Raw genomic sequence first — 12676 nt, 5'->3', positions numbered from 1 at the left:
ACGCCAGTGACGCGATCATTGGCTATTTGAGGACGGTAACCTGTCCAGATTACCTTGGCGCGCGTTTAGCGAGGATGCGTTGCAAGGTGCGACGGTGCATACCGAGGCGGCGGGCCGTCTCCGAGACGTTCTGGTCGCACAGCTCGAACACGCGCTGGATATGCTCCCAGCGGACGCGGTCCGCGCTCATGGGGTTTTCCGGCGGCTCCGGTGCTTCGCCGGAGGAGAGCAGCGCCTTGACCACGTCGTCGGCATCGGCGGGCTTTTGCAAATAGTCGACGGCACCGGCCTTTACCGCAGCAACCGCAGTGGCAATCGCGCCATAACCGGTCAGCATGACGATGCGGGCATCCTCGCGGGCGTCGCGCAGGGCCTCAACCACCTTCAGGCCGTTACCGTCCTCAAGACGCATGTCCAGCACGGCAAACGCCGGCGGTGACTGGCGAATGACAGCCTGAGCCTCGGCGACCGAAGCGGCCAGAGACACCTCGAACCCACGCGATTCCAGGGCGCGGCCCAGACGCGTACGCAACGCCTGATCATCGTCCAGCAACAGCACGGACTTGTCGGCAAGATCGGCAATCAGGTTTTCGAGTTCAGACATCAACTTCTCCTGCGCCTTCAGGTCGGGGTTCAGGCCACCAAGGTCAAGGAAGAAGACCGGAGGTGCGACATATGGTTCCAATCAGGCGGGATCGAGCGGCACGTCGGTGTGGTCCGGCTGATGGGCCTCAAGTCGTTGGCGGGGCCAGCGCACGGACACCCTCGCGCCCTGACCGCTTTCGTCGGGGCGCATCAGCCCGTTGCCGATGGACACCCGCGCACCGCTGCGTTCCAAAAGCGTGCGGGCGATAAAGAAGCCCAGCCCCATCCCGCCCTGACTGGGCGAGATCGCGGCCTCGGCCTCGGCGTCGTTGTCTTTGGACGCCAGTTGCTTGGCCAGAGCGCGGCGGGCCTTGTTCTGGGGGCGCGTGGTGACATAGGGCTCGCCAAGGCGCGGCACGACGTCGGGAGAGAAGCCGGGGCCGTCGTCGCTGATATCGACCGTAATCCACCCCGCATCCACGGTGGCCACAAGGTTGACCGTCTGGGTGGCAAAGTCGGCTGCATTTTCCACCAGTGCCGACAGCCCATGAATGATCTCGGGCTGGCGATAGATGCGCGGCAGGGGCTGACCTTCAGGCGCGACGACGGCGAGATTGAAATCGAGATCAAAGCCCTGGTGGGGCTCGGCCACTTCCTGAAGTACAGCTTTCAGGTCCGCCTCGGCAAAGGCCCCCTCGTTGTCGTCGTGTGAAGTCGACAACTGGTTCAGGATTTCGCGGCAGCGTGCGGCCTGTTGCAGGATAAGGCCGGCATCTTCAGCGATGGCGCTGTCGGCCTCGGCGTGACGGAGCATTTCTCGCGCTACGATCTGGATCGTCGCCAGAGGTGTGCCCAATTCGTGGGCTGCGGCTGCCGCCAGACCCCCGATGGCGGCAAGACGCTGCTCGCGCTGCAAAACATCCTGGGTCGTGGCCAGCGCCAGCTCCAGTCGCTCGGCATCATAGGCGACCTTCCAGGCATAGCCGGACGTAAACAGCACGCCGGTAATCAGGGCGATGCCCAACTCCATCCGGTAAAGGCCGGGAAGGACCAGCGCCTCGTCCGTTCGCCACGGGAAGGGCAGGGACCACCAGAACATGCAGGCCACGCACACCAGAGCCAGCGTCGCCAGCCCCAATGCCTGACGCGAAGGTAGGCTGGCGGCCGCCACGGTCACGGGGGCGACCAGCAGCAGGCAGAAGGGGTTGGTCAAACCGCCCGTCAGCGCCAACAAAATGGAGAGCTGCAGGATGTCGAAACCGAGCTGGAAGGTCGTGCGGCCATCTTCGCGTAGGCCGGCACCCTTGCGGCGCGCCCTTGCCATGGTGATGAGGTTCATCACCACACTGGCCCCAATCACCGCAACGCAGGCCCAGACCGGCAGCGGGAAATTGAGCACGAAAAAGGCGGCGAGAACTGCGCCGGTCTGACCGATGATCGTCAACCAGCGCAAAACGATGAGCGTCCGCAGGCTCAGTCCGCGTCCACGGCTGGACTGACGCGACAGGCTGAGCAGGTCGCGCGTGCCGCTGCGGGCGGCGGTCGCAATGGCCTGCGACAGGGAGGGGGCTTCTGTACCGTTCACCGAACCCTTATACCCCCAAAACGTCGCGCGCCGCACAGGGCGGATGCGCACAGTCGCTTCTTGTCCAAGGGTGGCCCATGCCGCGTCGTTCAATCATCATCTTTGCCGCTATCTGCACGCTTCTGGCTGTTGGGCTGGCGGTGTTCACCATGGTTTCGGTGAACAAACAAAACGCGTCCGACGCGCCGCGCGCCCGCGAAGTGGCAACGGGTCAACCGCTGATCGGCGGTGATTTCACTCTGGTCAATCAGGACGGCCAGACGGTCGACCAGACGATCCTGGACGGCAAGTGGTCGCTGGTCTTCTTCGGCTTCACCTATTGCCCGGACTATTGCCCGACTACGCTCGGCGTTCTGAACGCCGTGCAAGAGCGTCTGGGCGATGATGCCAAGGATTTGCAGATCGTCTTCGTCAGCATCGATCCGGCACGCGACACGCCGCAGATGATGAAGGACTATCTGTCGTCGGACGGCTTCCCCGAGGGCGTCATTGGCCTGACCGGCACACCCGAACAGGTGGCGGCTGCCGCCAAGGCGTACCGCGTCTATTACCAGAAGTCGGGTGAGGGTGAGGGTTATACGATGAACCACTCGCTGACCATCTATCTGATGGGGCCGGACGGTAAGCTGCGTAGCCCGCTGACGCACGATCTGGGGCCGGACAAGAGCGTCGACGTCATCCGCCGCGTGATGGCGCGCGGATAAGCCTCGCCGCAGGGAAAGCTTTCCATAAGGCAACGTCCATGTTTCATTGTGCGTTGCAGTATGAAAGCTGCTGATCCCTGCTCGTTCGTTCGGGCGTGTCTATTGGTATTTCATGCTCTACGCCCTGCACGAGCTTGCCTATCACTCCGCCACTCCTCTGCGCTTCGGTGCACAGATGGCCCGCCAATTCTGGACCTCGCCATTTAATCTGGCGTCCGACACGGCTGTGGGACGCACCGCCTTTGCCACAGCGGAGCTGATCGAGAGCATTACGCGGCGCTATGGCAAGCCGGAATGGCGGCTCGAAAGAGTCGATATCGGCGGACACCCAGTGCGGACGACCAGCGAGGTCGTGTGGTCGTCGCCGTGGTGCCGCCTGATCCGCTTCAACCGCAACCGCGACGACCTGAAAGCGGTGAACAAGCCCGCTGCCGCGCCGTCAGTGGTCATCGTTGCCCCGCTGTCGGGTCACTATGCGACCCTTCTTCGCGGCACGGTCGAAGGTTTCCTGCAAGACTACGACGTGCTGATCACCGACTGGGTCAATGCGCGTGAAGTCCCTCTACTAGAGGGGCGCTTCGACTTCTCGGATTATATCGATCATGTCCGCCTGATGCTGGAGGCTATCGGTGGCCGCGCCCACGTCGTGGCTGTCTGCCAGCCCGGCCCCCCGGTTTTGGCCGCCTGCGCCTTGATGGCCGAGGACAACCACCCGAACCGTCCCGCCTCCATGAGCTTCCTCGGCTCTCCGATTGACGCGCGCCTCTCGCCGACGGCGACCAACCAACTGGCCGAGGAAAAGCCGTTCACCTGGTTCAAGTCGAACATGATCCACACCGTGCCTTTCCCGTACGCGGGCGTGGGCCGGCGGGTCTATCCGGGCTTTGTGCAGCTCTACAGCTTCATGTCGATGAACGAGGAAAAGCACATCGACGCCCACCGCGGCTATTTCGACAGTCTGGTCAGCGGGGACGGCGACGGGGTCGAAAAGCACGAAGAATTCTATGACGAATACCTGTCCGTGCTGGACCTGACCGAAGAGTTCTATCTTCAAACCATCGAACACGTGTTCCAGCAGTACTCGCTGCCGCGCGGGGTGCTGGAGCATCGCGGGCGCAAGGTGGACCTGTCGACGATCAGCGACATCGGGCTAGCCACTATCGAGGGCGAGAACGACGACATTTCCGGTGTCGGCCAGACACAGGCCGCACACGTTCTGACGCCCAACATCCCTGATACGCGCCGCCTGCTTCACGTGCAGGAGGATGTCGGTCACTATGGGGTGTTCAACGGCCGTCGCTTCCGTGAGCACATCTATCCGCGCCTTCGGGATTTCATCCAACAGAATGAAGCTGTTTCAGCCTAGGTATCGGGACGGCGACCGACTGGCCCTTTCCAACGGTCACACCCTCAGGCTGTCGGTGAACAAGCGAGCGCGCCGGTTGTCCATCCGCATCGACACCCGATCGCGCGAGGCGGTGGTGGTCGCGCCCTCAGCCTCGGCGCTCGCCCAAGGCGTGGCCTTTGCCCAGACCAAGGCTGAATGGATCGGCGAAAAGCTTGATCACGCGGTTGAGGGGCAGCCGTTCAAGCCGGGTATGACGGTGGGACTTCTGGGTCGCACTATCCGACTTGAAGGGGCGGCTGGCGTGGGGGCGGCACGCTTGATCGATCTTCCGGACGGGCCGGTCTTGCGCGCGGGCGGCGAGGGCGATGCCTATTCCCGTCGCATCGAGAACTGGTTCCGCAAACAGGCGCGGCTGTTCCTGCTTGAGCGTACGGAGCATTACCTGAAGGCCTTGGGGCAGGCGCCCGTGCGTGTCTCTATTGTCGATACCCGCTCGCGGTGGGGGTCGTGCAGTCCCCACAACCGCTCGATCCGCTATAGCTGGCGCGTGGTTATGGCCCCTGAAAGAGTGGCCGATTATCTGGCGGCTCACGAGGTGGCCCATCTGGTCCGTGCCGACCACAGCCCCGAATACTGGGCCGTGGTCGAAGGATTGATCGGCGATCACAAGCCCATGCGCCAATGGCTGAAACACCACGGCGCACAGCTTCACGCCATTGGGGCCTAGTAGAACAGGGCGTCGTCCGTGCGTGACGCCTCGGGGCGTTTCGGATCGACCAGTTTCGGATCGACCCGCTTCGGATCAGGGCGAACGAGTTCTTGGGGCTGGTCGACCGGCGGGGCGACCGGCATGCCGTCCTCGTCTAGAATGCCGGTCTCGTTGGCATAGGGATCGTCAACCTGACCCAGAGCGGCACCCACCGGATCCGGCGGCACCCAGCCGTCCGGCAGGGCCGGACCATTGGGGATGGCCTGGACAGCCAACTTAGGCAGGGCAGCCTGCATGAAGGTGGCGAAGATCGCGGCAGGCGCGCCGCCGCCCGAGACGCGGCTCATGGCGGTGTTGTTATCCTTGCCCACCCAGACGGCGGTGGTGAAGCCGCCGGTATAGCCGACGAACCACGCGTCCTTGTAATCCGAGGTGGTACCGGTCTTGCCCGCGATATCGCGACCGCCCAGGGCGGCGGCGCGTCCCGTACCGGAGGTCACGACCGAACGCAGCATCTGGTTCAGATAGTAGAGCGAGGGGTTGTGGATGGCCTGACCGGTATCGGCGGGGCCATGTTCGTAAACCACGCGACCGTCGCCGGTGCGGATGCGGCTGATGCCCCATGCCTTCACGCGGCGACCGCCGTTGGCAAAGGCGTCATAGGCCTGCGCCATTTCCAGCGGCGATACCTCTACGGCACCCAGCGCCATGGAGGGCGAGGTGCTGATATTGCCGGTGACGCCCAGACGGCGGGCCACATTGGCGACGTTCGAGCGGCCAACCTGATCGGCCACCGCAGCAGCCACGGTATTTGTCGAGGCGGCCACAGCCTGTTGCAGGGTCATCTCGCCTGCGAAACCGCCCGAATAGTTACGCGGCGACCAGTTGCCGATGGTAACGGGTTCGTCAACCACGCGGGTGTCGGGCGTATAGCCCGCTTCAAGTGCGGCCAGATAGACGAACGGTTTCCATGCGGAGCCTGCCTGACGGCGTGCCTCGGTCGCACGGTTGAACTGGCTGTCGGGATAGGAAGCACCGCCGATCATGGCGCGGACCCGGCCTTCGCCGTCCAGCGCAACCAGCGCGGCTTGTTCCACGCCCTTGTTCTTGTCGCGGTCGATAATGCGGCGCACGGCGCGCTCGGCATCGGTTTGCAGCGACAGGTCCAGCGTCGTCTCGACGATCAGGTCTTCGGTCTGGCCGCTGATCATGCCGCGGACCTGCTTGTCCAGCCAGTCGATGAAATACTGGGCGTGCTGGCTAGCCAGCGTGCGCGAGACACGGACAGGTTCGGCGACGGCAGCATCGCGCTGAGCCGGCGTAATGATGCCCGTTTCCACCATGCTGTTCAGCACGACGGTGGCGCGGGTTGCGGCCCGTTCGCTCTCGCTGACCGGAGAATAGCGGGACGGGGCCTTCAGCAGACCTGCAAGAAGGGCCGCCTCGCTCACGGTCAGTTTTTCGGCGGGCTTGTCGAAATAGCGCTGCGAGGCCGCTTCGATGCCATAGGCACCCGCACCGAAATAGACGCGGTTCAGATAGAGGGCGAGGATCTCTTTTTTGGTGAACTTTACTTCCAGCCATACCGCCAGCATCAGTTCCTGAACCTTGCGTTTCAGGTTCTGGTCCGGCGTCAGGAACAGGTTCTTGGCCAGCTGCTGGGTAATGGTCGAGCCACCCTGCACCACGCGTCGGGCCTTTAGGTTCGAGGCCATGGCGCGGCTCAGGCCAATCGGATCAAAGCCCGGGTGGTTCCAGAAGCGGCGGTCTTCGATGGCGACAAAGGCGGCCGGTACATAGTCGGGCAGGGCGTCCAGATCGACCGGAGGCGCCATCTGCGACCCTCGCACGGCAATCAAGGCACCAGAGCGGTCCAGATAGGTGATGGAGGGCTGGCGATCGACGTTGTAGAGGCTGGAGGTATCGGGCAGATCGCGCGCGAAAATGGCGAAGAATACGACCGAGAAAATCAGGCCCCAGACGGCCAGCACAGCCCCCCAGTAAAACAGCCGCCCGAAGAACGAGCGACGGGGTTTCGGCCGGGGCTGTTGATTATGGTCGTTACGCGCCATTGAAGTCCTCATGGTCTGGCACCCCCGAACCTAGCGGCTCGGGGGTACTAATCAACAGCCATAGACTGTCGCCGAAATGATGGCGACTTAATTGGATTTCAGGAACGTATCGATTTCTGCGGCAAAGATCTGGGGCTGGTCGAGCATGATGAAGTGGGCGCTGTCGTCGATACGCTTCAGTGTGGTGCCGGGGCGCGTCGAGAAGCTGGCGCGATAGATCATGTCGGTGACCTCGTTGGTCATACGGGCGTCATTGAACTTGACGTAGAGCACAGTCATCGGGACCGTGATCTTGGGCAGTTCCGGACGCAGGTCCGTCACGATCAGATCATGGAAGGCGGCGGCCGACACCTGTTGATCGCTCCCCTCCACGTCGGACAGCGGGCCGGCGCGACGGGCTTCGGTATTGATCATGCCGGTGACACTGGCGTTGGCGGCGGTCAGATAGTCTTCACGGCTCGAGCCAGCCTGGGTGTTCCAGACGCTCAGTGCGGTCGGCTTTACGCTCTCGGCAGTGGTGCCCGGAGGACCGAACATCGCGCCCATAAACGGCAGCATGTCCACCACCATGACCTTGCTGACATCTTGCGGATGGCGCGATGCAATCGTCATGGCCAGCGACCCGCCCAGCGAGTGGCCGATGACGGCAGGCTTGTTCAGATTGGCTTCGCGAATATAGCGATCGATCTCGTCGGCTACCGGCACGATGAATGGCTGGGGAGTGTCGCCGATCTGGGCGTTATCCTTGGGTGCCGCACCGGCAAAGCCCTGAACGTGAATACGGTGCACGCGATAGGTTTTCGACAGCTCGTCGGTTGTGTCCTGCCAAATGCGCGGCGAGGACGACAGGCCGGGGATCAACACGACGTCGGGTGCGCCCTCGGGGCCGTCAACGCGAACATGGATGCGACCGGATTCGAATGCCGCATGTTGGTGGGCGTGCTCGCCGTGCCCGCTGTGGGACTGGGCCACAGCAGGGGAGGTGAACAGCAAGGGGGCGGCGATAAGGGCCGTCATAACCGCAAGGCGCGACAAGGGCGTTTCTCCGAAGATCGTTGATTTGCAGACTTTGTAAAACAAAGTTCTCTACAATGTCTAGTGAGACAGGCGCAAAGTGGCTTGATATGAAACGGCCATGATCCAAGCCGCACCTCAAGCTGTACCGCCGTCATCAGCTACACCTCAAACAGCGTTTGGCAAGGGCTTCGTTACCGATGCCTGGTACTTCCTCGCCCTGTCCCGCAACGTCGCTCCAGCCAGTTTGAAGCGCTATGAGCTTATGGGTGAGCCGGTGTTGCTGGGGCGTACGCGCGCGGGCGAGGTTTACGCCCTGCGCGATATCTGCCCCCACCGCGCCGCGCCTTTGTCGGCGGGCCGTATGGTTGAGCACGATGGCGAGGGTGAAACGGTCGAGTGCCCCTATCACGGCTGGCGTTTCCGAACCGATGGCGTCTGCGCGGCCATTCCCTCTTTGTGCGAAGGTCAGGACGTAGACCCGAACCGCATCAAGGTGCGCTCCTATCCGGTGCGCGAGAGCCAGGGCATGGTGTTCGTGTGGATGGCGTCCGATCCGCGCAATCCGTCCGCGCCCGACCATGAACCGCCTGTATTCCCTAGTGCCGATAGCGACATCCGTCTGGTTGAATGGATGGATTTCGACAGCCATATCGACCACGCGGTGGTTGGGCTTATGGACCCTGCCCACGGCCCCTATGTTCATAAGCAGTGGTGGTGGCGCTCCGAGAAATCGATGCACGAAAAGGCCAAGACCTTTGCGCCGCGTGATTTCGGATGGGCCATGGTGCGCCACGCCCCCTCGTCCAACAGCCGCCTTTATAAGATACTGGGCGGTGCCCCCGCGACGGAGATCACCTTCCGGCTTCCGGGCTATCGGTGGGAGCATATTCAGGTCGGAGAGAAACAGGTTTTGGCCTTGACCCTGTTAACACCGGTAACCGCCACCAAGACCCGCATCACCCAGATTTTCTGGTCGGACCACTGGGTCTTCGGGCTGGCCAAACCCTTCCTGCGGGCAGGCGTGGTGGCCTTCCTCCAGCAGGACGGCGGCATGGTGAACTTGCAGAACGAGGGGCTGAAATATGATCCGGCCCTGCTGTGGATCGACGATGCCGACAAACAGGCCAAATGGTATCAGCAGCTCAAGAAGGAATGGCTGAAGAGCCGCGCCGAGGGACGCGCCTTCGTCAATCCCATCAAGGAAACCGTGCTTCGCTGGAAGAGCTGAAAGCGGGAAACAAAAAAGCCGGAAGGGATGTCCCTTCCGGCTTCTTTTATAAGGTCAGTGACCTGTTGGCTTACTTGGCTTGTTGGCCGGCCAGCAGGATGTCCATTTGCTTGCGAACCAGCGGGGTCAGCTCTTCGATGCCCCAGTTGTCGTAGGCAGCACGACGGAAGTTCGACAGATAGATGTCCCACACCATACGGGCGATCACAGCGACGTCGATGTCCTGACGCAGTTCGCCCTTGGCAATACCGGCTTGCAGAACTTCGCTCAGGGCCGACATGATCGGGGCGAGAAATTCACGCACGCGCTTGTCGGCGTCTTCCGGCTGGAACCACGAGCGGGCGACCATGGCCTGCATCAGCGGCAGGTGGTCCAGAGCGCGGTGGTAACCGGCGGTCAGGCCACCGGCCAGACGGGCAGCGGTGTTGTCGTCGATGGCGATACCGGCAGCGAAATCTTCAGCCAGCGAAGCCATTTCTTCCGAGAAGACGGCTTCGAACAGCTCGGCCTTGTCTTGGAAGTTGGCGAACACGGCACCGGTCGACATACCTGCACCCTTGGCGATGTCGCGGATGGTGGCGGCATCATAGCCACGTTCGGCAAACAGGTTGCGAGCGGCTTCAAGAACCTTCAGGCGGGTGCGGGCCTTGGCAACCTGGCGGCGGTTTACGCGCGGCTTGGCTTCGGTATCGGCGGTCGCGGAAGCGACAACGACAGTCTCGGTCATCGACTTAATACTCAATCACTAAAAAAGGAGGGCGGTGGGGAGACCGCCAAACTGGCATCGCGTCCGAATCGCGCTGTCGATCAAGAACGATGACCGTCGAACGCAGGTATGGGGCGATGTGCTGGAGCGAACTATCATCATCGAACGGTGACCAAAATGGGTCAGAAATCCGTCAAAATACATGCTGAAATCCTACCGTGCGGGTGATTGTGTAGGGGAATTTACGCAGTAGCCGGTAAAAACTTCCATTTTTTGCAGTGGTTTTCGTTCCCGCGCAACACTGTTGTTTTAAAAAGCATACGTCCGCACGGTTATGCCGCGAGCCTCTTCGCAGATTCTCGTTTTCGACCAATGTCTTGATTGAATCATCAGGCGAATTTCACAGTTCGCCGTTATCTGGCCAAGCTAGAGCTTGTCGCGCGCGCCGAGGTGGATGATTAACGACGGAAACGCAGTTTTGTGCCGTTAAAACCAATTCAAACGAGGGAACCCCGCATGAAAAGACTTCTGGCTGGTGCTGCCGTTGCAGCGCTGCTGATGCCCGCCGCAGCTTTTGCTGACTCGTCGTCGCATGATCACGCCTGCATCGGCACGGCTTGTGAAATGGTCAGCCTGATCGAGACCCCGATGGCCCAGGCGGCCGACGGCGGATGGAAGGGCACCGAGAGCCCGCGCTACGGCACTTGGGGCTTTGATTTGTCTGGCCGTGACACTTCGGTGCGTCCGGGTGACGACTTCTTCCGCTTTGCTAATGGCAAGGCCTTCGACCAACTGGTGATCCCGTCGGACCGCACCTCCTATGGTTCGTTCCCGCTCCTGCGCGAACTGTCTGACAACCGCATGAAGGAACTGGTGCTGGGTCTGGCTGCCCGGACCGATCTGGTGGCCGGTTCGGACGAGCAGAAGATCGCCGACGCCTATCGCTCGTACATCGACGAAGCCCGTATCGAGGCCGTCGACGCACAACCGCTGCAGCCCTATCTGGCCGCTATCCGAGCCATCGACAGCCACGAAGCCATGGCCACCTATATGGGTGCCCACAACGGTGACTTCGGCGCGGCCTTCTTCGGCGCAGGCGTCGGTGCCGACGCCAAGAACCCGACCCGCCACGTCGTTTCGACCGGCCACTCGGGCCTGGGCCTGCCGAACCGCGACTACTATCTGGACGCGCGTTACGCCGACAAAGAAGAGAAGTATCAGGCCTATATCGCCGAGATGCTGACCCAGATCGGTTGGGACAAGCCGGTTGAAACCGCCGCCGAGATCGTGGCGCTGGAAAACAAGATCGCCGAAACCCACTGGACCCCGGCAGAGAACCGCAATCGCGACCGTACTTATAATGAGTACACCATCCAGCGTCTGGCCGCCGAAGCGCCCGGCTTTGACTGGCAGGCCTTCTATACCGCCGCTGGTGTGGGCCACGCCGATCGCGTGATCGTCCGTCAGGACACGGCGATGCCGAAGATCGCTGCCATCTTTGCGGAAACGCCGGTCGAGCTGCTCAAGTCGTGGCAAGCCTTCCACACCGCCGACCAGATGGCTCCGCTGCTGTCCAAGCGCTTTGCCGAACTGCGCTGGGGCTTCCGTGACCGCGACCTGTCGGGTCAGCCGGAACAACGCAGCCGCGAAAAGCGCGCCATCTCGTTTGCCGAAGGCGCTCTGGGTGAAGCCGCTGGCCGTCTGTACGTGGCCCAATACTTCCCGCCTGAATACAAGGCCAAAATGGAAGAGCTGGTCGCCAACCTGCGTCTGGCTCAGGCCGAGCGTATCCAGAACCTGACCTGGATGGGCGACGAGACCAAGGCTGCAGCTTTGGACAAGCTGAACAAGTTCACCGTCAAGATCGGCTATCCGGACAAGTGGCGCGACTACTCGGCACTGCAAATCAGTGGTGACGATCTGGTTGGTAATGCCGTCCGCATGCGCCAGTGGAGCTATGCCGACCGCGTTTCGCGTCTGGACAAGGAAGTCGACAAGACCGAGTGGGGCATGACGCCGCAAACCGTCAACGCCTACTACAACTCGGTCAACAACGAGATCGTCTTCCCCGCCGCTATCTTGCAGCCGCCGTTCTTCGATCCTAACGGTGATGCAGCCGTCAACTATGGCGGTATCGGCGGCGTTATCGGTCACGAAATCGGCCACGGCTTCGACGACCAGGGCTCCAAGTCGGACGGCAATGGCGTGCTACGCAACTGGTGGACCGCCGAAGACCGCGCCAACTTCGACGCACTGACCAAGCGTCTGGGCGAGCAGTACCAACAGTACGCCCCGATCGAGGGCCACAACATCAACCCGGGCCTGACCATGGGCGAGAACATCGGCGACGCCTCGGGCGTGGCCGTGGGTCTGGCAGCCTACCGTCTGTCGCTGAAGGGTGAACCGGCTCCGGTCATCGACGGCACGACCGGCGAGCAGCGCTTCTTCTACGGCTGGGCGCAAGTATGGCAGTCGAAGTATCGCGATGCCGCGCTGATCCAGCAGATCGCAACGGACTCGCACTCGCCCGCGCAGTTCCGCGTGATCGGCCCGCTGCGTAACGTCGACGATTGGTACACCGCCTTCGACGTCAAGCCGACGGACAAATACTACATCGCTCCGGAAGACCGGATCCGCCTGTGGTAAGGTAAATCGAAGCATCTTCGATAAGGCAAAGGTCGGTGGTTTTCACCGACCTTTTTCTTTGCCCGCGGGTCTTCGA

At 62.0% G+C, this 12676-nt stretch carries 10 protein-coding genes; 5 read left to right on the top strand and 5 right to left on the bottom strand.

The genetic code is table 11. The features are described 5' to 3' along the window. Positions 1–49: 49 nt before the first annotated feature. Together LOX95_RS01050 and LOX95_RS01045 are read right to left on the bottom strand one after the other, a co-directional pair. Complete coding sequence (locus LOX95_RS01050) at positions 50–604, bottom strand: ActR/PrrA/RegA family redox response regulator transcription factor (RefSeq protein WP_242913089.1); 555 nt, start codon at positions 602–604, stop codon at positions 50–52. 81 nt (positions 605–685) lie between these two features. Continuing rightward, a complete protein-coding gene (locus LOX95_RS01045; protein WP_242912434.1) occupies positions 686–2170 on the bottom strand; it encodes an ActS/PrrB/RegB family redox-sensitive histidine kinase in 1485 nt (494 codons plus the stop codon). A gap of 77 nt (positions 2171–2247) precedes the next feature. Here LOX95_RS01045 and LOX95_RS01040 point away from each other — a divergent pair, with 77 nt between their 5' ends. The 3 genes from LOX95_RS01040 (at position 2248) to LOX95_RS01030 (ending at position 4949) form a co-directional block, all read left to right on the top strand. After that, entirely contained in the window at positions 2248–2874 is a 627-nt protein-coding gene (locus LOX95_RS01040) for an SCO family protein (protein ID WP_242912433.1), read from the top strand. A 112-nt stretch (positions 2875–2986) separates the two neighbouring features. Further along, positions 2987–4240: a polyhydroxyalkanoate depolymerase gene (locus LOX95_RS01035; RefSeq protein WP_242912432.1), complete on the top strand. Its 1254-nt coding sequence runs from the start codon at positions 2987–2989 to the stop codon at positions 4238–4240. Beyond that, complete coding sequence (locus LOX95_RS01030; RefSeq protein WP_242912431.1) at positions 4221–4949, top strand: M48 family metallopeptidase; 729 nt, start codon at positions 4221–4223, stop codon at positions 4947–4949. Before LOX95_RS01035 ends, LOX95_RS01030 begins: the two co-directional genes overlap by 20 nt. Here the strand turns inward: LOX95_RS01030 and LOX95_RS01025 are convergent. Both LOX95_RS01025 and LOX95_RS01020 read right to left on the bottom strand, forming a co-directional pair. Continuing rightward, on the bottom strand, positions 4946–7003 hold the full coding sequence (locus tag LOX95_RS01025) for a transglycosylase domain-containing protein (protein ID WP_242912430.1): 2058 nt from the start codon (positions 7001–7003) through the stop codon (positions 4946–4948). The two genes, LOX95_RS01030 and LOX95_RS01025, sit on opposite strands and share 4 nt — an antisense overlap. Before the next feature lie 87 nt (positions 7004–7090). Further along, entirely contained in the window at positions 7091–8038 is a 948-nt protein-coding gene (locus LOX95_RS01020; protein WP_242912429.1) for an alpha/beta fold hydrolase, read from the bottom strand. Positions 8039–8138: 100 nt separating this feature from the next. Here LOX95_RS01020 and LOX95_RS01015 point away from each other — a divergent pair, with 100 nt between their 5' ends. Beyond that, a complete protein-coding gene (locus LOX95_RS01015; protein WP_242912428.1) occupies positions 8139–9248 on the top strand; it encodes an aromatic ring-hydroxylating oxygenase subunit alpha in 1110 nt (369 codons plus the stop codon). Positions 9249–9318: 70 nt separating this feature from the next. On the opposite strand, the gene LOX95_RS01010 is transcribed toward LOX95_RS01015, so the two are convergent. Next, positions 9319–9975: a TetR/AcrR family transcriptional regulator gene (locus LOX95_RS01010; RefSeq protein ID WP_242912427.1), complete on the bottom strand. Its 657-nt coding sequence runs from the start codon at positions 9973–9975 to the stop codon at positions 9319–9321. Between the two features lie 495 nt (positions 9976–10470). On the opposite strand from LOX95_RS01010, the gene LOX95_RS01005 reads away from it, so the two are divergent. Then, on the top strand, positions 10471–12600 hold the full coding sequence (locus LOX95_RS01005; RefSeq protein WP_242912426.1) for a M13 family metallopeptidase: 2130 nt from the start codon (positions 10471–10473) through the stop codon (positions 12598–12600). Positions 12601–12676: the final 76 nt, after the last annotated feature.

It is taken from the genome of Brevundimonas pishanensis (assembly GCF_022750635.1).
Taxonomy (GTDB): Bacteria; Pseudomonadota; Alphaproteobacteria; order Caulobacterales; family Caulobacteraceae; genus Brevundimonas; species Brevundimonas pishanensis.
The sequence above is the reverse complement of the archived record's forward strand: the minus strand, read 5'-3'. Positions and strand labels throughout refer to the sequence as shown.

What these genes read in the sequence shown, in the direction of transcription:
- LOX95_RS01030 (WP_242912431.1), top strand. Translation starts at nt 4,221, where the DNA reads ATGAAGCTGTTTCAGCCTAGGTATCGGGACGGCGACCGACTGGCCCTT.
- LOX95_RS01005 (WP_242912426.1), top strand. Translation starts at nt 10,471, where the DNA reads ATGAAAAGACTTCTGGCTGGTGCTGCCGTTGCAGCGCTGCTGATGCCC.
- LOX95_RS01035 (WP_242912432.1), top strand. Translation starts at nt 2,987, where the DNA reads ATGCTCTACGCCCTGCACGAGCTTGCCTATCACTCCGCCACTCCTCTG.
- LOX95_RS01010 (WP_242912427.1), bottom strand. Translation starts at nt 9,975, where the DNA reads ATGACCGAGACTGTCGTTGTCGCTTCCGCGACCGCCGATACCGAAGCC.
- LOX95_RS01050 (WP_242913089.1), bottom strand. Translation starts at nt 604, where the DNA reads ATGTCTGAACTCGAAAACCTGATTGCCGATCTTGCCGACAAGTCCGTG.
- LOX95_RS01025 (WP_242912430.1), bottom strand. Translation starts at nt 7,003, where the DNA reads ATGGCGCGTAACGACCATAATCAACAGCCCCGGCCGAAACCCCGTCGC.
- LOX95_RS01015 (WP_242912428.1), top strand. Translation starts at nt 8,139, where the DNA reads ATGATCCAAGCCGCACCTCAAGCTGTACCGCCGTCATCAGCTACACCT.
- LOX95_RS01040 (WP_242912433.1), top strand. Translation starts at nt 2,248, where the DNA reads ATGCCGCGTCGTTCAATCATCATCTTTGCCGCTATCTGCACGCTTCTG.